22 protein-coding genes are annotated in these 21,486 nt (G+C 46.9%); 21 read left to right on the top strand and 1 reads right to left on the bottom strand.

Annotated features, from left to right (window positions below; all coding sequences use genetic code 11):
- Positions 1–5: 5 nt before the first annotated feature.
- Positions 6–1,391: a UDP-N-acetylmuramoyl-tripeptide--D-alanyl-D-alanine ligase gene (locus tag K3F53_RS13445; protein WP_220559047.1), complete on the bottom strand. Its 1,386-nt coding sequence runs from the start codon at positions 1,389–1,391 to the stop codon at positions 6–8.
- 227 nt (positions 1,392–1,618) lie between these two features.
- Here K3F53_RS13445 and rpsU point away from each other — a divergent pair, with 227 nt between their 5' ends.
- From rpsU to K3F53_RS13340, 21 genes are all read left to right on the top strand, one after another.
- Positions 1,619–1,792: a 30S ribosomal protein S21 gene (gene rpsU, locus K3F53_RS13440; RefSeq protein ID WP_057898091.1), complete on the top strand. Its 174-nt coding sequence runs from the start codon at positions 1,619–1,621 to the stop codon at positions 1,790–1,792.
- A gap of 12 nt (positions 1,793–1,804) precedes the next feature.
- Positions 1,805–2,248, top strand: coding sequence for a GatB/YqeY domain-containing protein (locus K3F53_RS13435; protein WP_057898092.1), 444 nt, complete (start codon positions 1,805–1,807; stop codon positions 2,246–2,248).
- Between the two features lie 151 nt (positions 2,249–2,399).
- Positions 2,400–2,681, top strand: a complete 282-nt coding sequence (yqfC, locus tag K3F53_RS13430) for a sporulation protein YqfC (protein WP_057898093.1) — start codon at positions 2,400–2,402, stop codon at positions 2,679–2,681.
- A gap of 17 nt (positions 2,682–2,698) precedes the next feature.
- Entirely contained in the window at positions 2,699–3,883 is a 1,185-nt protein-coding gene (yqfD, locus tag K3F53_RS13425; RefSeq protein ID WP_057898094.1) for a sporulation protein YqfD, read from the top strand.
- Between the two features lie 6 nt (positions 3,884–3,889).
- Positions 3,890–4,861 carry a PhoH family protein gene (locus tag K3F53_RS13420; protein ID WP_220559046.1) on the top strand — a complete coding sequence of 324 codons (972 nt, stop codon included), beginning with the start codon at positions 3,890–3,892 and terminating at the stop codon, positions 4,859–4,861.
- A 15-nt stretch (positions 4,862–4,876) separates the two neighbouring features.
- On the top strand, positions 4,877–7,000 hold the full coding sequence (locus K3F53_RS13415) for an HD family phosphohydrolase (protein WP_057898096.1): 2,124 nt from the start codon (positions 4,877–4,879) through the stop codon (positions 6,998–7,000).
- Positions 6,997–7,479 carry an rRNA maturation RNase YbeY gene (gene ybeY, locus K3F53_RS13410; RefSeq protein ID WP_057898097.1) on the top strand — a complete coding sequence of 161 codons (483 nt, stop codon included), beginning with the start codon at positions 6,997–6,999 and terminating at the stop codon, positions 7,477–7,479. Before K3F53_RS13415 ends, ybeY begins: the two co-directional genes overlap by 4 nt.
- 10 nt (positions 7,480–7,489) lie before the next feature.
- Positions 7,490–8,005 carry a diacylglycerol kinase family protein gene (locus K3F53_RS13405; RefSeq protein WP_082705912.1) on the top strand — a complete coding sequence of 172 codons (516 nt, stop codon included), beginning with the start codon at positions 7,490–7,492 and terminating at the stop codon, positions 8,003–8,005.
- Complete coding sequence (cdd, locus tag K3F53_RS13400) at positions 7,998–8,396, top strand: cytidine deaminase (RefSeq protein WP_057900255.1); 399 nt, start codon at positions 7,998–8,000, stop codon at positions 8,394–8,396. The genes K3F53_RS13405 and cdd overlap by 8 nt, the downstream gene beginning before the upstream one ends.
- Positions 8,389–9,297, top strand: a complete 909-nt coding sequence (gene era, locus K3F53_RS13395; RefSeq protein ID WP_057898098.1) for a GTPase Era — start codon at positions 8,389–8,391, stop codon at positions 9,295–9,297. Before cdd ends, era begins: the two co-directional genes overlap by 8 nt.
- A gap of 111 nt (positions 9,298–9,408) precedes the next feature.
- Complete coding sequence (locus tag K3F53_RS13390) at positions 9,409–9,564, top strand: YqzL family protein (protein ID WP_139184931.1); 156 nt, start codon at positions 9,409–9,411, stop codon at positions 9,562–9,564.
- Between the two features lie 28 nt (positions 9,565–9,592).
- On the top strand, positions 9,593–10,360 hold the full coding sequence (recO, locus tag K3F53_RS13385; RefSeq protein WP_057898099.1) for a DNA repair protein RecO: 768 nt from the start codon (positions 9,593–9,595) through the stop codon (positions 10,358–10,360).
- 455 nt (positions 10,361–10,815) lie between these two features.
- Entirely contained in the window at positions 10,816–11,691 is an 876-nt protein-coding gene (gene glyQ / locus K3F53_RS13380) for a glycine--tRNA ligase subunit alpha (protein ID WP_057898100.1), read from the top strand.
- Between the two features lie 4 nt (positions 11,692–11,695).
- Positions 11,696–13,771, top strand: a complete 2,076-nt coding sequence (gene glyS, locus K3F53_RS13375) for a glycine--tRNA ligase subunit beta (RefSeq protein WP_057898101.1) — start codon at positions 11,696–11,698, stop codon at positions 13,769–13,771.
- Positions 13,772–13,970: 199 nt separating this feature from the next.
- Positions 13,971–14,612, top strand: coding sequence for a transcriptional regulator CcpN (locus K3F53_RS13370; RefSeq protein ID WP_057898102.1), 642 nt, complete (start codon positions 13,971–13,973; stop codon positions 14,610–14,612).
- A gap of 13 nt (positions 14,613–14,625) precedes the next feature.
- Entirely contained in the window at positions 14,626–15,456 is an 831-nt protein-coding gene (locus K3F53_RS13365; protein WP_057898103.1) for a pyruvate, water dikinase regulatory protein, read from the top strand.
- A gap of 178 nt (positions 15,457–15,634) precedes the next feature.
- Positions 15,635–16,099 (top strand): YaiI/YqxD family protein, encoded by a 465-nt coding sequence (locus K3F53_RS13360; protein ID WP_220559045.1) that lies wholly within the window; start codon positions 15,635–15,637, stop codon positions 16,097–16,099.
- 78 nt (positions 16,100–16,177) lie between these two features.
- On the top strand, positions 16,178–18,001 hold the full coding sequence (gene dnaG, locus K3F53_RS13355; protein WP_091260258.1) for a DNA primase: 1,824 nt from the start codon (positions 16,178–16,180) through the stop codon (positions 17,999–18,001).
- Positions 18,002–18,038: 37 nt separating this feature from the next.
- Complete coding sequence (rpoD, locus tag K3F53_RS13350; RefSeq protein WP_057898106.1) at positions 18,039–19,166, top strand: RNA polymerase sigma factor RpoD; 1,128 nt, start codon at positions 18,039–18,041, stop codon at positions 19,164–19,166.
- A 102-nt stretch (positions 19,167–19,268) separates the two neighbouring features.
- Positions 19,269–20,126 (top strand): hypothetical protein, encoded by an 858-nt coding sequence (locus tag K3F53_RS13345; RefSeq protein ID WP_220559044.1) that lies wholly within the window; start codon positions 19,269–19,271, stop codon positions 20,124–20,126.
- Between the two features lie 215 nt (positions 20,127–20,341).
- Positions 20,342–21,484, top strand: a complete 1,143-nt coding sequence (locus tag K3F53_RS13340) for an acyl-CoA dehydrogenase (RefSeq protein WP_220559043.1) — start codon at positions 20,342–20,344, stop codon at positions 21,482–21,484.
- Positions 21,485–21,486: the final 2 nt, after the last annotated feature.

Below are 21,486 nucleotides of genomic sequence, written 5' to 3'. Positions count from 1 at the left end.
TTTATTTAGCACAATATATCCAGCAATGTTTCCAGATGCATTCCACGCGATGCTTTCAGCAACACGGCATAATTGTTGCTTTTGAATCGCTCCAGATAAGCGGCGGCTTCGTCCTTGTCCACGAAATATCTCGCTTCTGGTCCGTAGCCTTTCGCTAGGTGCTTCGCATCTTTGCCGATGGCGACAAGCTCAAATTCTTTGTCCAGTTCTTTTAGCTTCTTACCGACTTCGTGGTGATACGCTTCGCTTTGCGCTCCCAATTCGAACATATCGCCGAGTATCAGCACTTTTTTCCGATCCGGATAGATGGAAAGGAACGTTTCGACAGAAGCGACCATGGAAGACGGGCTAGCATTATATGCGTCATTAATTACCAGCAGTCCGTTCGCTCCTTCCAAGCGTTCAAAGCGCATTGCGGAAATCGTAAGCGTCGCAAGCTGTTTGATGATTTCGTCGCGGGAGATGCCAAGATGCATTGCGATAAAGATCGCGGGGAGCGCGTTGGAAATGTTGTGTTCACCGAACAGCGGCATGAAGCATTCGAATGGTTCACCTCCGTTCATCGTCACCACAAAGCGGCTGCCGTTTTCGTCGAATGAAAGGTTCGAAGCGGTAATGTCAGCTGTACAGGATTTTTCACCTGCGCGCTGTACATGGTAAAAATATGTTTTGCCCGGGTTCAGATGCGCGAGGTTGGCTACCAGTTCATTATCCTGATTTAAACAAGCGAATCCGTCCGGGTCGGTATGGCCGAGAATTTCCCCTTTTGCCTTGGCGATCATTTCCTTGGATTCGAAGAATTCCATGTGCGCATCGTTTACGTTTGTAATTACGCTATACGTTGGACGCACTATTCCGGCGAGAAAATCAATTTCCCCCGCGTGATTCATTCCCAATTCCAGCACCGCCGCTTCGGTGTCGGGCGTAATTTGCAGGAGCGAGAGCGGAACACCAAGATGGTTGTTGAAGTTTTTGTATGTTTTATATACTTTCTTTTGCCCTGACAATAGGTGGGCCAGAATATCCTTGGTGGTGGTTTTGCCGTTACTTCCCGTAATTGCGGCGATCGGTATGGTCAGACGGTTACGGTATATGCGGGCGATTTGCTGGAATGCTTTTTCCGTGTCTTTTACGCAGATGAGCGCAAACGTACTGGGCAATCCGGCGCTCAGCGCTTTCGCGCGGTCTGACACGAAAGCGGCGACGGCTCCGCCTGCTGCGGCGTTCACAAGAAAGTCATGACCGTCTCTTGCCCCGCTGGTCAGCGCCACAAATAGGGCGCCTTCTTTTATTTGGCGGGAATCGAAGTGAACGGATGTAATAACAGTATTCTGATCTCCCGCAAGCAGTTCCCCCGCGGTAATCTCCATAATCTCTTTTACGGTAAACATAAATGATGTCCTCCCGGTTCGTCTTTTTCTTTCCCATCATTATTCATTATAGCGCGATTGTGGGCAAAGAATAGGTTTTGAATAACCTGTCTGAGGAAAAGATAAAAAAGGAGGCTCAAGGTTGACCAGCTTATGCCTGTGTAATATAATATTTTTTGACGGCTTTTGGAGAACCTTTTCTTTCATTGGGTCGTCACTGATGGTTAAGGCGGAGGGAGGGGAAATAAATGGCAGAAGTTCGTGTACGTAAAAATGAGTCGTTAGACCAAGCGCTGCGTCGATTCAAGCGTGACTGCTCCAAGGACGGCGTTCTTGCGGAACTGAAAAAGCGTAGACACTATGAGAAGCCGAGCATCAAACGCAAGAAGAAGTCCGAGGCGGCTCGTAAGCGCAAGTTTTAGGAGGAATAATTAATGAGACTCATCGATCGTCTGACAAATGACATGAAGCAAGCGATGAAAGATAAAGACAAGCTCAAACTTTCCGTCATCCGCCTGGTGAAATCCGCGATTAAAAACGAGGAGATTAATCAGGGCAAAGAACTGTCTGACGATGAAGTGCTTACTGTCTTGACTCGTGAGCTGAAGCAAAGACGCGATTCCCTCCAAGAATTCGAAAAAGCTGGTCGTGACGACCTTGCAACATCCGCGCGTGATGAAATTAAAATATTGATGGAATATATGCCTGAACAATTAAGCGAAGATGAAATTCGTACGCTCGTTAAGGAAGCGATTGAGCAAACCGGTGCTTCTTCGAAGAAAGACATGGGTAAAGTTATGGGCGCACTTATGCCAAAAGTGAAAGGGCGCGCCGACGGAAGCTTGGTCAATAAAATTGTTCAGGAATCTTTATCTTAAATGTAGCGATGGATCATGACCCCGCATGCATTACGCATGCGGGGTTTTTGCGTTTTCCGTCTTCATATTCTTTGTCTTTTACGCATATCGTGAAGGTAGAGACTATGCATCTTTCTTTTAGGTCCGGATGCGGAAAAGGGGGGCCTTTCGGGTGAAAAAATGGAGCGAAAAATGGCGGCGGATTGCTACCGGTGTGCTGGATGTGCCGCAGGACTTAACGATGGAAATGCCGCGCATTACCATGATTGGCCAACTGCAGATGTATATTGAAAACCATCGCGGAGTCCTTTGGTTCAGCAATCAGGAACTCCGCTTGCTTTTAACGAAAGGACAGCTCTTAATCCGGGGGAAGAACTTGATCATTCGCATGATATTGCAGGAGGAAGTGCTTGTAGAAGGAACCATTCACCAAGTCGTGTTTCTTGATGAATAGGGAAAGGGGAGACGGGTATGAATCAAGGGGGAAGCTGGCTTAAAGGATACCTTGTTCTTAAAGTGCGCGGCAAACGCCTTGAGCGTTTTTTGAACCGCATTGTCGGACAAGGCATCTATGTTTGGGATATCCGCCGGAGTGCAGAGGAAGCTTATTTGAGCATTCCTCTCGAAAGTTTCTATCAGCTCAGGCCGTTTTTAAAAGAAACCGGATGCCGGATTTATATTGTCCGACGCGTCGGTTTTCCTTTTTTGTTGCACAAAATGTGGACGCGCTCTATGTTCGTCGCGGGCGTGCTTATTTTCTTTATAGGAATTTACTTCCTGTCTAACGTAGTATGGAGTGTGCAAGTGATTGGCAATGAAAAAATTTCTTCTCAGCAGATAAAGCAGGTGGCCGAACAGTTTGGGATTAAACGCGGCGCGCTAATTTTTCGTCTGCCTTCCGCCGAGCAAATGCAGCGAGAACTAATGAAGAAAATTCCGCAAGCTTCTTGGATCGGTTTTGAAATGAAAGGCACGACAGCGCTTATCCGCGTTGTCGAAAAAGTATTGCCCGAAAAGAAGGAAAATTTCGGGCCGCGTCATATTATCGCTACAAAGAAAGCGATTGTGCATTCTATTTTCGCTGAAAAAGGGCGCCAGATGGTGCGGCCGAATGATTTGGTGAAGCCGGGAGACATTCTTATCTCCGGCGTGTTGGGTGACGGGGAACAAACGGTGCTCGTACCGGCGACAGGTCGGGTGGAAGGGGAGACGTGGTATGAATCGACCGTTATGGTTCCTCTGAAACAAAAGCGCCTCGTATTAACCGGGGAAAGCTATACGAACCGCTATCTTATGTTTGGAAAACATGCCGTCAAAATCCAGGGGTTCACTGCCGAACCGTATGCCCAATCCACCAAAACGGAAGATACAAGCTGGCTTACAATCGGAAAAGCGGCCTTGCCGCTCGGTGTAAAAAAAGAGATCATTCGGCAACGCCAAATGATTGAAGTGAGCCTGACAGAAAAGGAAGCAATAGAAATCGGAAAAAAATATGCACGCGAGAATTTAGAAAAACGTCTAAAAAAAGGAGGGTATGTCAAGACGGAAAAAGTTTTGCACGAGAAGCAAGACAATGGTAAAGTTTATATGAAGATTTATTTTGTCGTAGTTGAAGATATCGCAGCTGAACAGCCTATTACTTACGAAGGAGAATGAGGTCTTTTGCACGTAGAAGAGACAAGCAAAACGATACGTCTTGAGAGTGCGGAAGAAGCCAGCTTACTATTCGGCCCGCACGATTCGTACTTGAAAGAAATCGAAAATGCCACGCCTGCGCACATTTTCGCTCGAAGTGAGGAAATTACCATCTCCGGCTTGCCGCAGGAAGTGGATCGTAATGTGCGTCTGCTTAAAGTGCTGTCATCCCTATTGCGCCGTGGTGTAAAGCTATCCTTGCAGGATGTGTTGTATGCGATTCAACTGTCTAAGGAAGACGCGCTTGAAGAATTAATGGAGCTATATAATCAACCGATCGCTACGTCGGTAAAGGGAAAGCAAATCCGCGTCAAAACGATTGGACAGCGCCACTACATTACCGCGATCAAGAAAAATGATATCGTGTTTGGCATTGGCCCAGCCGGTACGGGTAAAACGTACCTTGCGGTCGTGATGGCTGTGAATGCGCTCAAGGCCAACAGAGTAAAGCGGATTGTGTTGACCCGCCCGGCTGTGGAGGCGGGAGAAAATCTCGGATTTTTGCCAGGAGATTTACAGGAGAAAGTGGATCCATATTTGCGGCCGCTGTATGATGCGCTCCAGGATTTGCTGGGCACAGAAAATATGATGAAGTATATGGAACGGGGCATTATTGAAGTCGCGCCGCTGGCATATATGCGGGGCCGCACGCTTGACGATTCGTTTATCATTCTCGATGAAGCACAGAACACAACACCCGAACAAATGAAAATGTTTTTGACGCGCCTTGGTTTTGGCTCGAAAATGGTCATTACTGGAGATGTGACTCAGGTGGACTTGCCGCGCGGAAAGAAATCTGGCTTGCAGGACGCGTGTCGAAAGATTGAAGGAATCGACGGGATTTCCTTTGTGCGTTTAACCGGAATGGACGTGGTTCGTCACCCGCTGGTGCAGAAGATTATTACCGCCTATGAACAGGAGGACGAGGAATCTCGCTAAAAGGGGTTGTATGATATGAAATGGAGACTAAGGCGGCTGCATCTTTTTGTTCCCGAATCGTGGAAGACAAGTGCGACCATTCGCCGGTTGCTGTTTGTTCTTCTCGGGTTAATGGTTTATTTCCCCCTTATGGGGGATGTACTGCCCAAAACGTTTGATTTGCGTGTAAATACGGTAAGCGATGTTACGCTGACCGCCCCGGTGACGGTGGAAGACACTGAGGCGACCGAGCAGGCGCGGACCAAGGCGGCTAGCGAAGTGCAACCAGTCTACTCGCGCAACGATAACATTACGACCCATCAGGTAAAACTGGTCACTTATATTTTCAAAAAAGCGGGCGAATTGCAAGCGAAGCAGGAGTTAACACCGGAAGCCCGACTGAAAGAATTCAAAGAAAACGTTCCGTTTGCCCTGTCAGCAGAAACGTTGCAGGCGCTTCTGACGCTGCCGGTTCCGGCATTACATGCAGCGGCCCAAGAAACGAACAAGGTTGTTATTTCAATTATGCAGAAAGGGGTCGATGAAAAAGTTACGTCGAACCCGGAACTTGTACAGCAGCGAGTAAATCAGCAGATCGTACTTGCGGATCTTGATAGCAAGGTGCGTAAAGTAGTGAGAGAGGTCGCGATGGCGAGCATTGTGCCGAACCTGACGATCGATGAGGAGGCGACCAACGCCCTTAAAGAATCCGTTCGCCGTTCCGTAAAGCCAGTCATGATCTATAAGGGAGAAGTGCTGGTAGAAAAGGATCAGTATATCTCTGAGGAAGTGTACCGAAAGCTGGATGCGGCGGGGTTACTGGAGCAAAATGCAAGCAAACGTCCGCTTCTCGGGCTTGCGCTGTTTGTCACGTTTTTCGTTGCTTTTCTTGCGATGTATATGGCACAAGCGCACCGGAATGTGTATAAAAACAATACGCACATTCTAATGTTTTCACTCATTATTTTCTTAAACATTCTGGTTATGAAAATTATAAGTGCGGGCCAGACGGTCGATTTTTTCTCGCCGGGCTACGGGGTGCCGGTTGCGCTCGGCTCCATGCTTATCGCAATTTTGCTGGATACGCAGCTTGCGGTCGTTTGCAGCCTATTATTCGCGTTTGTAGCCGGCATCGTGTTCAATTATGAGAGCTTACTACCTGTGGATTTTCGCTATTTGTTCTACGGATTTTTAAGCGGAGTGGCAGGGGCGTACTCGCTCGGCAAAGCGACGAAGCGGTCGCGGATTTTGCAGGCGGGATTTATCGTTTCGATGGTAAATATAGCGATTATTTCCGCGCTGTACCTGCTCGTCTCTTCCACGGTGACATGGCGTGAACTTGTTAATGCATATGCATTTGGCGCCCTGAGTGGTGTGCTGGCGGCTGTGTTGACGATCGGCTTTCTGCCGTTTTTTGAAGGGATGTTTGGCATTTTATCTCCGATGCGCTTGCTTGAGCTATCCAATCCAAACCAACCGCTTTTGCGTCGTCTGTTAATGGAGACGCCAGGAACGTATCATCATAGTATGATGGTGGCAAACCTGTCGGAAGCGGCATGCGAAGCGGTGGGCGCAAATGGGCTTTTGGCACGTGTCGGAGCGTATTATCACGATGTCGGCAAAATGAAGCGTCCGCACTTCTTCATTGAAAATCAGATGAATCGTGATAATCCGCATGATACGTTATCCCCGGCGCTTAGCAAGCGCATTATTATCGCACATGTGGAGGATGGTGTACGCATGCTTGAGGAGCATAAACTGCCGAAGCAAATTATTGATTTTGCACAGCAACACCATGGTACGACGCTTTTGAAGTATTTCTACCATAAAGCGGCGAAAATGTCTGACGCGTCGGTGCTTGAGTCAGAATACCGGTACCCGGGACCGAAAGCACAGACAAGGGAGACGGCGATTGTCGGCATTTGCGATAGTGTTGAAGCAGCTGTTCGTTCGCTTTCCAGGCCGACACCAGAGCGGATCGAGCAGCTTGTGCGCCGGATTATTGCAGACCGTTTGGAAGATGGGCAGTTTAACGAATGTGATTTGACGATGCAAGAACTGGAGATCATTACGCGCACGATTTGCGAGACATTGCATGGCTTTTTCCACAACCGGATTGAGTATCCGGACGATAAACAGGCGGCGGTGAACCAAGCATGAGTATAGAGATCGAATTTATCCAGGAATATGTTCCGAAAGTACCGGAAAATGTGCTTGATCTTGTGAGCCGGGCGCTTACAGAGGCAGCCCGCGTGGAAGAGGTGGATGGGGAAGTAACCGTCACGTTTGTTGGCAATGAACGCATCCACGAGCTGAACCGGGAATACCGGGGTATTGATCGTCCGACCGACGTACTTTCGTTTGCGATGAACGAGACAGGGGAAGACGAGATGGAGATTTTCCTTGGCGAAGACATGGAAGAGATGCCAAATATGCTTGGAGATATTATTATTTCTGTACCGAAAGCGAAGGAGCAAGCCGAAGAATACGGTCATTCTTTTGAACGGGAAATGGGGTTTCTTGCCGTGCATGGCTTTTTGCACTTGCTTGGCTATGACCACGAGACAAAAGAGCAGGAAAAAGAAATGTTCGGGCGGCAGGAAGAAATTTTGAATCGGGTGCGTCTCACGCGCGACTAGGTGCATGCGGATGAGAAATGAATGGCAGCGATTAAAGCGAAGCTTGGGCCATGCTACCCGTGGAATATGCTATACTGTGAAGACTCAGCGAAACATGCAAATCCATGTTGTCATGGCGTTGCTTGTGCTCTTTTTGGGATGGTTTTTGGCTGTCCCGAAAGGGGATGTTTTGCTGGTCTTTTTTTCTGTTTTTCTTGTGCTAATTTTGGAGACGGTAAATACTGCAATTGAAAAAACCGTCGATTTGGTGGTGGGCGAGAAGCGCCACCCTTTGGCCAAAGTCGCCAAGGATGCGGCTGCGGGCGCCGTGCTGTTCGCCGCCATCCTTTCCATACTTGTAGGAGTATATGTTTTTTTTGAACCTTTGTGGCAGTTTATACAGAATGGGGAAAGGAGAATGATCCATATAAGGGATCGGGATAGCGCTGCGTTTTTTCTCACGGTCGCAGGCATGTGTATCTTTGTACTGTGGCTTGTGGCCCAGATTTTTCGCCCGGAAAAAAGGAGGATGACCGATGATGGATAATCAAGCTCTTGTACAGGAAGCGCTCAAGGCGCGTGAAAAAGCGTATACGCCGTATTCCAATTTTAAAGTTGGGGCCGCGCTTTTGACAAAAGACGGCAAGGTGTATCACGGGTGTAATATTGAGAATGCTGCTTATTCAGTGTGCAATTGCGCGGAAAGAACCGCTTTGTTTGCCGCGTACGCAGAAGGTGACCATGAATTCGAGCGGCTGGCCGTCGTCGCGGATACGCCAGGACCCTGTTCACCCTGTGGGGCATGTCGTCAGGTGATTTTCGAATTGTGCCCGCCGCAGATGGAAGTAATTATGAGTAACATAAAAGGAGAGATAAAAGTCGTAACGGTAGCGGAACTGCTGCCAGGAGCATTTAACCAGGAGGATTTGAATGGATAAAAAAGGATACAAGTCAGGATTTGTTGCTATTGTTGGTCGCCCGAATGTCGGGAAATCAACACTGATGAACTACATCGTTGGACAAAAGGTTGCGATTATGTCAGATAAACCCCAGACGACGAGGAATAAAATCCGCGCCGTCTACACATCGGAAGAAGGGCAGATTATTTTCATCGATACGCCGGGCGTGCACAAACCGAAATCAAAGCTCGGCAACTATATGAACCGTACAGTGGAAAACGCGCTACGTGAAGTGGATATGATTTTGTTTCTCGTCGACGCGTCGGAAACATTCGGGCCGGGCGACGAGTATATTATCGAGAAGCTTAAACAAGTCAAAACTCCTGTATATTTGGTTATCAATAAAATCGACAAAGTGCACCCGGACGAATTGCTTCCGTTTATTGATCAATACAAGGAGAAGTATGAGTTTGTGGAAATCGTGCCGGTTTCCGCGTTGCTTGGCAACAATGTAAACCGCTTAATGGAACAGTTGCTTGAGCGGCTGCCGGAAGGTCCGCAATACTATCCGGCGGATCAAATTACAGATCACCCGGAGCGGTTTGTTGTTGCGGAGCTTATTCGCGAAAAAATCCTGCATTTAACCCGTGAGGAAGTGCCGCATTCCATCGCTGTGGTAATTGAACAAATGAAACCGCGTGAGGATAATGAGAATCTTGTCGACATTTATGCTACAATTTATACGGAAAGACCTTCGCAAAAAGGCATTTTGGTTGGTAAGAAAGGCTCCATGCTAAAAGAAATCGGCATGCGGGCACGTGAGGATATCGAGCGTTTGCTTGGGACAAAAGTATATCTCAATTTGTGGATTAAGGTAAAAAAAGATTGGCGCAATCAGGAGAATCTGTTCAGAAACTTCGGGTTTTATGATGAAGAGTAATCGGTTTTCTGGTAAATGTTCCAACGGATAGCGCATGCGGCATCGGGTTATGATAAGAATAAAGTTTCGTCACTCATGCTTTGCTTATCTTCTCCGAAAGGATGGATACAAATGCTCAAAGACTTTTATTGGCATTATTTTGCCCAGACAGGTAGTATTGATGCCTACTTGCTGTATACGGAGCATGACGATGCTTTATTCCTGGAAGAGCTTACAGAGCCTGAGAACATCGCTGGTGTAGATCAGCCTTCTCTTACGGAAGTATAGAATAGCGCCAGCAGAGGGGAATGAAGGAATGATTGGAAAAGCGGAAGGAATCGTTGTCCGCACCACCGATTATGGGGAAGCGAACAAAATTTTGACTGTTTATACGCGTGAGGCCGGTAAGATTAGCCTGATGGCCCGTGGTGCAAAAAAATCGAAAAGTCGCTTTACAGCCGTATCGCAGCTTTTTACGTACGGCTATTTTCTTTATCAAATCGGCTCAGGCATGGGTTCGCTTCAGCAGGGAGATCTGTTGAATTCGTTCCGTGCCATCCGCGGAGATTTAGTAAAAACGGCGTATGCGGTATACTTAGCGGAATTGCTGGATCGTCTAACCGAGGATAAAGAGCCAAACCAATATTTATTCGAGATGATGCTGTATGCCCTAAAGTGGATGGAGGAAGGCAAAGATCCTGAAATCATCGCACGTCTGTTCGAAATGAAAATGCTCTACGTGACCGGGTGTCGGCCTCAATTTCATGCTTGTATGAATTGCGGAACGAAGGATGCCCCATTTTTCGTCAGCATTCAGGAAGGTGGTTTTATTTGCCAGTCCTGTCAACGAGAAGATGACCCTTCGCTTATCGTTGCCAGCCCTGGCACGGTAAAAATTTTGCGCCTGCTACAGCAAATGAACATGCCGCAGCTTGGTAACGTCCGGGTCAAACTGGAAACGAAGCGACAGTTGCGCCGTATATTGTACGCATTTCTTGAAGACTGCACGGGGCTATATTTGAAATCGCGTCGCTTTCTCGATCAAATAGACCAGCTTGGCTTTGCAGACCAGAATATAGAATGAGAGTTGACAATGACCTCAAAAATGTTTATATTTATCTACAAAATTGATAGCTATAAACGTCGCGCAATGATGGAGAGGAGTAACCAGACAGGGGGCCTCATAGCGAGTCGGGGATGGTGTAAGCCCGGCGGCAAACACTGGTGAACGGCACTTCTGAGCGTGTTTATATGTAAGAGTGGATCGGCTTATATATTCTAACTTTTCTCTTATTCAGCCGATCAAATAGGGTGGAACCGCGGGAGTGACTCCCGTCCCTATGTTGTATGATTTCTCATACTGCATAGAGACGGGAGCTTTTTATTTTGGTATAAGAAAGCATATGTTGCTTTATAGTGATAAAGTAACATATCCTTTCGCTCTATTCGTAAACGAGGAAACACTCGCGAGGTGTGTGCCATACGTTGTTTTTCCATCTTCATGATATCAATTTTTATAGAAGAAAAGAGGTACGAATCATGAATTTCCAGGATATTATTTTGTCATTGCAGAACTTTTGGGCAAAGCAAAATTGTATCATCGTCCAACCGTATGACGTTGAAAAAGGCGCGGGTACGATGAGCCCAATGACATTCCTGCGTTCTATCGGTCCGGAGCCGTGGAACGTAGCATATGTGGAGCCTTCCCGTCGTCCGGCGGACGGACGTTATGGCGAAAACCCGAACCGCCTGTATCAGCACCATCAATTTCAAGTGATTATGAAGCCATCGCCAGATAATATTCAGGAATTGTATCTGGAAAGTCTAAAAGAGCTTGGCATTGATCCTTTGGAGCATGATATCCGTTTTGTGGAGGATAACTGGGAAGCCCCAACGCTGGGCGCCTGGGGGCTTGGCTGGGAAGTATGGCTTGATGGCATGGAAATCACACAATTTACGTATTTTCAGCAAGTAGGCGGCATTGATTGTAACCCGGTGGCGGTCGAGATTACATACGGTCTTGAACGTCTCGCTTCCTACATTCAGGACAAGGAAAACGTGTTTGATTTGGAGTGGGTAAACGGCTACACATACGGTGACGTATTTAAACAAGCCGAATATGAACATTCCAAATATACGTTCGAAGTATCGGATGCAAAAATGTTATTTGATCTATTCAGCACATACGAGGCGGAAGCGAAGCGCTGCATGGAGCAAAAGCTGGTGTTTCCGGCGTATGACTATGTGCTGAAATGTTCGCATACATTCAACTTGCTCGACGCGCGCGGGGCCATTAGTGTAACGGAGCGCACGGGTTATATCGCCCGGGTGCGCAATCTGGCCCGCGAAGTGGCGCAGACGTATTATCATGTGCGGGAAGAGCTCGGGTTCCCGATGTTGAAGAAGGAGGTTTAAGCGAATGAGCAGGACGCTATTGCTTGAGATTGGTACAGAAGAAATGCCGGCCCGCTTTGTTGCCGGCGCGTGCGAACAATTGAAAGAAAAAGTGGAAAAATGGTTGAATCATAACCGTATTTCCTACGGCGAAGTGAAGAGCTTTGAAACTCCGCGCCGCTTCGCGGTGATGATTAAAGACGTGAGCGAACAGCAGGAGGACATCAATGAGGAGTTGCGCGGGCCAGCGAAAAAAATCGCGATGGACGAAAATGGCGAATGGACAAAAGCTGCGCTCGGTTTTGCCCGCGGCAAAGGTTTAACTCCGAACGATCTGTATGTAAAAGAGGTGGGTGGCGCCGAATATGTATTCGCCCGCAGACACCAAGCGGGACAGCCGACGGCGGAACTTTTGCCTCAGCTTGCTGAAATCATTACCGGCCTTTCTTTCCCGAAAAATATGCGCTGGGGTGCATATGACCTGCGTTTTGTCCGCCCGATTCGCTGGATTGTCGCGATGTTCGGTTCCGACGTCATTCCGATGGTTATTGCCGGCATTCGCTCAAGCAATGAAACGCAGGGTCACCGCTTCTTGGGCCAAGCCGTAAAGCTTGAAAAGCCGGAAGATTACGCGAGCGCCCTCGCCGAGCAATATGTGCTAGCCGATCCCGAAGAAAGGAAGCAACGCATTCTTTCGCAAATTAAAGCACTGGAATCCGAAAAAGGCTGGAACGTGCCGATTGACGAGGGGCTGCTGGACGAGGTTATCCATCTTGTGGAATATCCGACCGTTTTGTCGGGAAGCTTTGAGAAAGAGTTCTTGGAAATTCCACAGGAAGTGCTTGTGACATCGATGCGCGAGCATCAGCGGTATTTCCCGGTACAAAATGATAAAGGTGAGCTTTTGCCGCACTTTGTAACTGTTCGCAATGGAGATGAACGCGCGCTTGAGACAGTAGCTCGCGGCAACGAAAAAGTGCTGCGCGCCCGTTTATCTGATGCCCGTTTCTTTTATCAGGAAGACCAAAAGCTGAAAATTGAAGATGCGGTGGTACGCCTAGAAAGTGTTGTATTCCACGAAGAACTAGGCACCATTGGTGATAAAATTCGCCGCATTCAGGAAGCTTCAGACGAAATCGCCACCAAAGTGGAACTATCTGCTGTAGAAAAGGAAAAACTGGCGCGCGCAGCGGCTATCAGCAAGTTTGATCTTGTCACGCAAATGGTATACGAATTTCCGGAACTACAGGGAATTATGGGGGAGCGCTATGCTCGTCTCGCTGGTGAGGACGCGATCGTAGCCCGTGCGATTTTTGAACACTATCTTCCGCGTTTTGCCGGAGACAGTTTGCCGACCACGAACGAAGGAGCTGTGTTGAGTATCGCCGACAAGCTCGATACGATTGTCGGCTGCTTCGCTATTGGAATCGTGCCGACTGGTTCGCAGGATCCGTACGCTTTGCGCCGCCAGGCTGCCGGTATTGTGCAAATTCTGCTTGACAAAGAGCTTCACATTTCGCTTGAGGAACTGTTTGATATAGCGCTGTCGATTCTTGATGGAAAATCGTTGTTAAAGCGCGATAAAGAAGAGATTAAGCAGGATTTGCGTGAATTTTTTGCGCTGCGTCTGAAAAACTTGCTGCAAGAACAGCACGTACGTTATGATGTGATCGACGCGGTGCTCAGCGCCGACTCGACCCGTGTGACTGATGTGGTAGAACGGGCGGAAGCACTGATGGCACAGGTCGATGAAGAAGAATTCAAAGGCATCGTTGAATCGTTTAACCGGGTGAACAACCTTGCACAGAAAGCGGAGACGAAAGAAGTAAATCCGGATCTATTTGAAACGCGCGAAGAACGTGAACTATGGACGGCGTTCCAGACCATCAAGCATGAAGCGGAAGCACTGCTTGACGCGCGTAAGTTTGACAAGGTCTTAAGCCGCATAGGAGAATTAAAAGCTGTTATCGACGCATTCTTTGACCATGTTATGGTTATGGTAGAAGATGAAAAAATAAAAACGAATCGTCTGGCGCTTTTAGCTTCTATCGCGACGTTCGTCTTTGCGTTTGCCGACTTTAGCAAGATTGTTTTTGCGTAAAAATCAAACAAGAAAGAAAGGTGCAGAAGACGTCTCGGTTTTTCATTATGTGAAAAAGCGCCGCGCGCTCTGCGCCTTTTTTGTTCTTAACGAAAAATTACTTGCAGGACGTGTTTAGGATTATATAGTATATACTATATGTAGAGAAGTGTACGATTAGTATGTCATGATTGATCTCCGAAATAGGAGGTGAGCGGTCATAGAACTCACGAAACGTCAGGAACATATTATTGAAATTGTTAAAAATGAAGGGCCGATTACAGGTGAACAAATCGCTGAACGTTTGTCGCTTACGCGTGCTACGTTGCGTCCCGATTTGGCGATTTTGACCATGGCCGGATTTTTGGATGCACGGCCAAGAGTCGGATATTTTTATACCGGAAAAGACAGCAATCAGTTGATTAAAGAAGAAGTCAGTCGTAAAATTGTGAAAGACTATAAAGCCCCGCCTATTATTATTAAAGAATCTAGCTCTGTATATGACGCGATATGCACCTTGTTTCTTGAAGATGTGGGGACCTTGTTTGTTGTAAACGGCAAGGGACATCTGGCGGGAGTTGTCTCCCGCAAGGATTTGCTTAGGGCTGCGCTGGGCAAGCAGAACCTTGAAGATATGCCGGTTAGCATTATTATGACGCGGATGCCTAATATCATTATCTGTACGCCAGAAGATAGCCTGTTGGACGCGGCCAAAAAATTAATTGATTATCAGATTGACTCCCTTCCGGTTGTGCGACCGGCAAAAGACGCGGGAAAAAATGCGTATGAAGTGGTGGGCCGTGTGACGAAAACAACGATTACTCGGGGATTTGTGGAGCTGGGCAATGAAATAAACGTATAGCAAAGGAGGAACCATGTTTCCTACATTTCTACATGATGCAACCGTTTATGTTGTTTCCGATTCCGTCGGTGAAACGGCCGAATTTGTAGTAAGGGCTGCAGCCACCCAATTCGCGGGGCAGTCTGTGCAAATTCGTAAGTTTCCTTACATAGAAGATGAAGGGACATTGAATGAAATTATCCGGGCTGCTGCTGAATCAAAGGCAATTATCGCTTATACACTTGTTATTCCCACGCTCAAAGCACACATTAAGCGGAAGGCGGCCGAAGAAAATGTGGTAGCCGTCGATATTATGAGCCCAATGGTAGACGCGCTACAGATGTATTTGAACAAAGAGCCGAACAATAAGCCCGGACTTGTTCGCCAGCTTGATGAAGATTATTTCCGCAAAGTTGAGGCGATTGAGTTTGCTGTGAAATACGATGATGGTCGTGACCCGCGCGGTATTCTGCGGGCTGATGTTATTCTTATTGGCGTATCCCGCACATCCAAAACACCGTTGTCGATGTATTTAGCCAACAAGAGATTGAAAGTCGCCAACGTTCCGCTCGTGCCGGAAGTCGAACCACCGGAAGAATTATTTCTTGTTCCAAGTGAACGGTGCATCGGTTTGACGATTAATGCGGATCAGCTAAATATGATTCGTACCGAGCGTCTAAAATCGCTTGGTCTTACGCCGGAAGCCAACTATGCAAGCATGGAGCGTATTAAGCAGGAGCTTGAATATTCAAGCAAAATTATAGAGAGAGTTGGTTGTCCCGTCATCGATGTCTCGAACAAAGCCGTTGAAGAAACAGCCAATATTATCATGGAAATCATTCGGCGCAACGGAATAAAAAAATAAAAGCGAAAGCGCAGCCTTCATGCTGCGTTTTTTTGTCGCATAAGAAAGTATATGTTGCTTTACGATGACAAAGCAACATATGCTTTCTCTTCATTTTCTTTACTTTCGACAACTTTCGAAATTGACAAACTATATTTTTTGTGCAGGAAAAAAAACATTCATGTAGAATACTACGGATATGAATAAAATAAAGCCTGAAATATGGGTTGATGCTGATGCCTGTCCGCTGAAAGATGTCATTCTTCAAGAGGCTGAGCAGAAGCAAATCACGGTCATTTTTGTCTCTTCGTATAACCACTATTTGTCGTTGTCACATCCGCTGGCCCGCGTGATTTTCGTGGATGCCAGTTATCAATCCGTTGATATGTATATTATCAATGGTGTGAAAGCAGGCGATCTGATTATTACCGATGACTATGGGTTGGCCTGCCTTGCCTTGGGAAAAGGATGTCTAGCGTTGGGAACAAGAGGAAAAGGGTATACTGGAGATAATATCTCTTTTCTGCTTATGAACCGTCACATTTCGCGGCAAACGGCTAAAGCCGGGAAAAGGCTGAAAGGGCCGCGTCCGTTGACTACTAACGAAGTCGAGTGTTTTCGACAAAATCTACGAAAACTTTTGTGCAACGAAGAAGGAATTTAAGAGGTTTTGACGAATATTATTATTCCGTTGCCTTTTTAGTAACCAAGAAGGCCAAGATAGGAAGTACAGGTGAGGAGCATGGCAGGAAGAATTCCTGAAGATGTCATCGAGCAGGTGCGTGCGCAGAATGACATTATGGATGTTGTTGGGCAATATGTTCATCTAAAGAAGACCGGGCGCAACTACTTTGGGCTTTGCCCGTTTCATTCTGAGAAAAGTCCTTCATTCGCTGTACATCCTGACAAACAGATTTTTCGTTGCTACGGATGCGGTGAGTCCGGCAATGTGTTTTCTTTCATTATGAAAATAGAGGGTCTCGAATTTCCGGAAGCGGTGCACAATCTGGCCCAGCGCGTAGGGATCGATATACCGAGAGAAGAAGGCACATCCGAGAATGAGAAAGCCCGCAAAAGGAAAGAAAGCATGCTGGCCGCTCACGACCTTGTGGCGAAATTATATCATCACCTTTTGCTAAATACGGATCACGGGAGCCGAGCACGAAACTATCTCTTGAACAGACAGATGCAACTTGCTACAATTGAGGAGTTTGGGCTCGGATACAGCCTGGAAAGCTGGGATTTTATCACTCACTTTCTTGAGAAGCGCGGCTTTTCACTGTCTCTGATGGAAGAAGCGGGATTATTGAGCCGAAAAGACAAAAACAGCCGACCATTCGATCGGTTCCGGGGACGGGTCATGTTCCCGATTCATGATTCTCAGGGACGGGTGGTTGCGTTTGGTGCCCGTACGCTGGGGGATGAACAGCCCAAGTATTTAAACAGTCCAGAGACTCCTCTTTTCAACAAAAGCCAATTGCTTTTCAATCTGCATCGTGCCCGGGCGCATATTCGCAGGCAACAGGAAGCCATATTGTTTGAAGGATACGTCGATGTAATTTCTGCCTGGCAAGCCGGAGTGCATAACGGGATCGCTTCGCTTGGCACTTCGCTTACCGAACAGCAGGCGCGGCTGATTCGTCGCAATGCGGAAAGTGTGATTCTCTGCTATGATTCGGATCAGGCTGGAATTGAAGCGGCGTTTAAAGGGGCGGATTTGCTCGTTGCCGCGGGTTGCACCGTAAAAGTGGCGCAGATGCCGAAAGGTATGGATCCGGACGATTATATTCGGCAACACGGCGGAGAGAAATTTAAGCAGGAAATTTTGCTAAATGCTTTTTCGTTACCTTCATACCGTTTGCAGGTTATCCGTTCGCGTTACGCATTGAACGATGAGACGGAGCGGATGAAATTCATTCATGAAGCGCTTGAAGAAATATCCCGTTTGCCGAGCGCGGTGGAAAGGGATCATTACTTGCGTCAATTGGCCGATGAATTTCACCTTTCGCTCGATGCGATAAAACAGGAGCAAAGAAAGATTTTTAAACAGCAAAAAAAGGCAGGAAACAGGGATAATCTCAAAGATGGATGGAATAATAGTATAGATAGTAGTAGATATGTTGCCGAAAAACCGATGCTGCCCGCCTACATTAAATCGGAGCAATATTTGCTTGTACTGATGATGCATAGTGCGGAAATTGCGGAGCAGGTACAGGCGAAAGTCGGCGCTGACTTTGCCATTGAAGACCACGCTGCGCTCGCGGCTCATCTCTATCGCTATTATGCGGAAGGATATGAGCCAGATGTGGCCCGGTTCATTTCGTATCTGCAGGACGAGAAGCGGCTGGTGGAGAAGGCCGCTGAGCTTGCCACTATAGATGTGCAGGCGCACCTGATGTCTCCACGCATATTGGAAGATTATATGGAGCATGTGATAAAAAACTCAAAGCGTATGCAAATAGAAAAGCTGGAAAAGGAAAAGCTGAAATACGAACGTATGGGAAACACAGCGGAAGCAGTCCGAATCAGTCTGGAACTCATCCCGTTGAAACGAGCTTTAAAATAAGTAAAGAAAGATAAGAGCGCCGGAAGGAGGGAACACCATGGCCAAGAAAACAGAGAGCAAACCAGAAATGGAACAGAATCTTGAGCAAGTGAAAGAGCAACTTGTTGAACAAGGAAAAAAAAGGGGAGTACTCACCTACAAAGAAATTATGGAACGCTTGGCCACCTTTGATCAGGATTCGGATCAGATCGACGAATTCTTTGAATACCTCAATGATCAAGGGATTGAAGTAATTAACGAATCAGAAGATGATGATCACGATGATATTATACCGCAGGATGACAGTGAAGATCACGAAGACTACAATTTCGACGATTTATCTGTACCGCCAGGGGTAAAAATTAATGATCCTGTTCGTATGTATCTAAAAGAAATTGGCCGAGTGCCGCTTTTGTCAGCGGAAGAAGAAATTGAACTGGCGAAGCGGATTGAACAAGGTGACGAAGAAGCGAAACGCCGTCTTGCAGAAGCTAACCTGCGTCTTGTTGTCAGCATTGCCAAGCGCTACGTGGGAAGAGGCATGCTGTTCCTTGACCTGATCCAAGAAGGAAATATGGGTCTTATTAAAGCGGTTGAAAAATTTGATTACCAGAAAGGTTATAAGTTTAGTACGTACGCCACATGGTGGATCCGACAAGCCATTACACGAGCGATTGCGGATCAAGCGCGTACTATTCGTATTCCGGTTCACATGGTGGAAACCATTAATAAATTAATTCGTGTTTCTCGCCAGCTATTACAGGAACTGGGACGTGAGCCTACCCCTGAGGAAATCGCCGAAAAGATGGATCTTACGCCAGAGAAAGTTCGGGAAATCATGAAAATCGCACAGGAACCTGTTTCGCTGGAAACCCCGATTGGAGAAGAAGATGATTCCCACCTAGGCGACTTTATTGAGGATCAAGATGCTCTGGCGCCGTCCGATGCTGCCGCTTACGAATTGCTGAAAGAGCAATTAGAAGACGTGCTTGACACGCTGACCGAACGGGAAGAAAATGTGCTTCGTTTACGCTTCGGACTAGACGACGGCAGAACTCGCACACTCGAAGAAGTAGGCAAAGTTTTCGGCGTGACAAGAGAAAGGATTCGCCAAATTGAAGCGAAAGCGCTGCGCAAGCTTCGTCATCCAAGCCGTAGCAAACGTTTGAAAGACTTCTTAGAATAATCCTTTGCGCTATTGATTGCAGATAGCCTGCGCCGCATGAACTGCGTAGGCTTTTTCTTTTTTCTTCTCGCAGATACAGATTAGCATGAGAGGTGAAGTTCGATGAATGAGCAGAAAAAGAAAATAATTACGTCCGAAATTGAGTATTGGCGCACAAACAATCTTTTGCCTCGCCAGTATTGCGATTTTTTGCTTAATCTGTATACGGAAGGCGAGGCCGCCGCTAAACATACACGCAACGAGACTACTGTAACTTTCGAAGCGCTTCCGATATTCTCCGTTCCAAAACCGGAGGCAAAATGGGCAGGCATCGCTTTGTTCATTATTGTGTTATTCTATCTTGCTTTTCATTTTACCGATTTTACTTTGACAATGCAAATGGCGCTGATTGGATTTTTGACACTGTTTTTTTATATTTTGGGATTTGTTAAGCGGCAGAAGGTCTCGAGTCATGTATTTCTCGGATTGGCTTCCGTTTTGCTCGCGCTCGGTGGGGTATATGTACTAGGATTTTATGGATACGGAGCGATGGAGATTATTTCATATGTAGCAGCTTCTTTCCTGATTTGGTATATCGTCGGTATTACAGCAGGCAAGCGTTACTTTTCTTTTTGCGCGTTGCTCGGATTTCAGGGAATTTACGGATGGATAACGTATTGCGAAGTATACGATCAATTCACCTGGTGGCGAATGGAAGCATTTTGGATTCCGGTTGCGATGTTGCTTCTTACTTTTGGATTGCTCTGGAAACGCCGTCAACAGCGCACATCGGCCGTCCTTTTTTTTAATGGAATCCTTGCTCTTTTTGGCGCTGAGATCGCCACTTTGTTTATTGCGTCGACTGACAAAGATTTGTTGCTTTCTTTCTTTTACCTCAAAATATTTATTGCCTCTTTCCTTCTCCTCTCGCTTAAAAATTTCTGGTGGCCTTGGTTTGGCGATCGGTATTCTCTTCACTAACCACGTATTTGTCCGGTTTTCTAAAACCGGCTTTTTTTTAACGATTTTCTTAAATAATTGAAAACGTTAGCAGGAAACCTTAGTAAAATGTAGAATAAAAAAATATAATTATAATTATGAAAAATAAGATAAGTTAGAAATGTAAACGTTTTTATTTTTAGGTTCACAATTATGAGCTAGCGCTCAATCATAGTTGATGAAAGGTTGGGGAGAGCATGGAATTTAACCTCACTGAGGAACAACGGATGATTAAAAATGTAATCCGCGACTTTGCGGAAGGAGAGGTGGAATCTGGCGCAGATGAAAGAGATAAAACGGGAGAATTTCCACTTGAAGTGTTCAAAAAAATGGCGAAGTTGGATTTGATGGGGCTTCCGTTTCCAGAAGAGTACGGCGGAGCGGGCGCCGATACCATTAGTTTCACCATCGTCGTAGAAGAACTGAGTCGCGTATGCGCCTCCACAGGCATTACTTACTCAGCCCATATTTCGCTTGGCGGCGCGCCGATTAATATGTTTGGTACCCACGAACAAAAGCAAAAATATTTAACGCCGCTTGCACGAGGTGAATACTTGGGCGCGTTCGGCCTTACTGAGCCGCAAGCAGGCTCTGATGCGGGCGGAACACGGACCATAGCCGTCAGAGATGGCGATGAGTGGGTGCTTAACGGCTCTAAATGCTACATTACCAATGCTAGTTATGCCAAAGCACTTGCGCTCACTGCTGTTACCGATAAAAGCAAAGGCACAAGCGGCATTACTGCCTTTATTGTGCCTACGGACGTCAAAGGCTTTTCTGTTGTGGCGGATTACGAAAAGATGGGCTTACACGCGTCCAATACAACCCAACTGTTTTTAGAAGATGTACGCGTTCCGCACGAAAATATTCTCGGTGTGGAAGGAAACGGTTTCAAACAGTTTCTTGCTGTGCTGGATGGCGGGCGCATTGGCATTGGCGCGATGGCGGTCGGCATTGCGCAGGGAGCGTACGAAAAAGCGCTTGCCTACGCCAAAGAGCGGGTGCAATTCGGACAGACACTGTCCAAGTTTCAGGCGATTCAGTTTAAGTTAGCTGATATGGCGATGAATATTGAGCTAGCGCGCAACATGGTATACAAAGCAGCATGGCTTAAGGATCAAGGGCGTAAATTCACGAAAGAGGCCGCTATGGCGAAGCTGTTCGCCTCGGAGATGTGCATGCGGGTATGTGACCAGGCGATTCAAATCCACGGTGGAAACGGCTATATGAGAGAGTATAAGGTTGAACGCTTCTTCCGCGATGCTAAATTACTTGAAATCGGAGAAGGGACTTCTGAAGTGTTGCGCATGGTTATCTCTCGCGAAATTGGCTGCAGATAATT

Source organism: Aneurinibacillus thermoaerophilus (assembly GCF_019603355.1).
Lineage (GTDB): Bacteria > Bacillota > Bacilli > Aneurinibacillales > Aneurinibacillaceae > Aneurinibacillus > Aneurinibacillus thermoaerophilus.
Note: the sequence above shows the minus strand (reverse complement) of the source record. Positions and strands in the feature narration are given on the sequence as shown.

Bases quoted from the DNA above. Each gene is read 5' to 3' on its own strand.
- K3F53_RS13445 (WP_220559047.1), bottom strand. From the start codon at position 1,391: ATGTTTACCGTAAAAGAGATTATGGAGATTACCGCGGGGGAACTGCTT.
- rpsU (WP_057898091.1), top strand. From the start codon at position 1,619: ATGGCAGAAGTTCGTGTACGTAAAAATGAGTCGTTAGACCAAGCGCTG.
- K3F53_RS13435 (WP_057898092.1), top strand. From the start codon at position 1,805: ATGAGACTCATCGATCGTCTGACAAATGACATGAAGCAAGCGATGAAA.
- yqfD (WP_057898094.1), top strand. From the start codon at position 2,699: ATGAATCAAGGGGGAAGCTGGCTTAAAGGATACCTTGTTCTTAAAGTG.
- K3F53_RS13415 (WP_057898096.1), top strand. From the start codon at position 4,877: ATGAAATGGAGACTAAGGCGGCTGCATCTTTTTGTTCCCGAATCGTGG.
- ybeY (WP_057898097.1), top strand. From the start codon at position 6,997: ATGAGTATAGAGATCGAATTTATCCAGGAATATGTTCCGAAAGTACCG.
- K3F53_RS13405 (WP_082705912.1), top strand. From the start codon at position 7,490: ATGAGAAATGAATGGCAGCGATTAAAGCGAAGCTTGGGCCATGCTACC.
- cdd (WP_057900255.1), top strand. From the start codon at position 7,998: ATGGATAATCAAGCTCTTGTACAGGAAGCGCTCAAGGCGCGTGAAAAA.
- era (WP_057898098.1), top strand. From the start codon at position 8,389: ATGGATAAAAAAGGATACAAGTCAGGATTTGTTGCTATTGTTGGTCGC.
- K3F53_RS13390 (WP_139184931.1), top strand. From the start codon at position 9,409: ATGCTCAAAGACTTTTATTGGCATTATTTTGCCCAGACAGGTAGTATT.
- recO (WP_057898099.1), top strand. From the start codon at position 9,593: ATGATTGGAAAAGCGGAAGGAATCGTTGTCCGCACCACCGATTATGGG.
- glyQ (WP_057898100.1), top strand. From the start codon at position 10,816: ATGAATTTCCAGGATATTATTTTGTCATTGCAGAACTTTTGGGCAAAG.
- glyS (WP_057898101.1), top strand. From the start codon at position 11,696: ATGAGCAGGACGCTATTGCTTGAGATTGGTACAGAAGAAATGCCGGCC.
- K3F53_RS13365 (WP_057898103.1), top strand. From the start codon at position 14,626: ATGTTTCCTACATTTCTACATGATGCAACCGTTTATGTTGTTTCCGAT.
- K3F53_RS13360 (WP_220559045.1), top strand. From the start codon at position 15,635: ATGAATAAAATAAAGCCTGAAATATGGGTTGATGCTGATGCCTGTCCG.
- dnaG (WP_091260258.1), top strand. From the start codon at position 16,178: ATGGCAGGAAGAATTCCTGAAGATGTCATCGAGCAGGTGCGTGCGCAG.
- rpoD (WP_057898106.1), top strand. From the start codon at position 18,039: ATGGCCAAGAAAACAGAGAGCAAACCAGAAATGGAACAGAATCTTGAG.
- K3F53_RS13345 (WP_220559044.1), top strand. From the start codon at position 19,269: ATGAATGAGCAGAAAAAGAAAATAATTACGTCCGAAATTGAGTATTGG.
- K3F53_RS13340 (WP_220559043.1), top strand. From the start codon at position 20,342: ATGGAATTTAACCTCACTGAGGAACAACGGATGATTAAAAATGTAATC.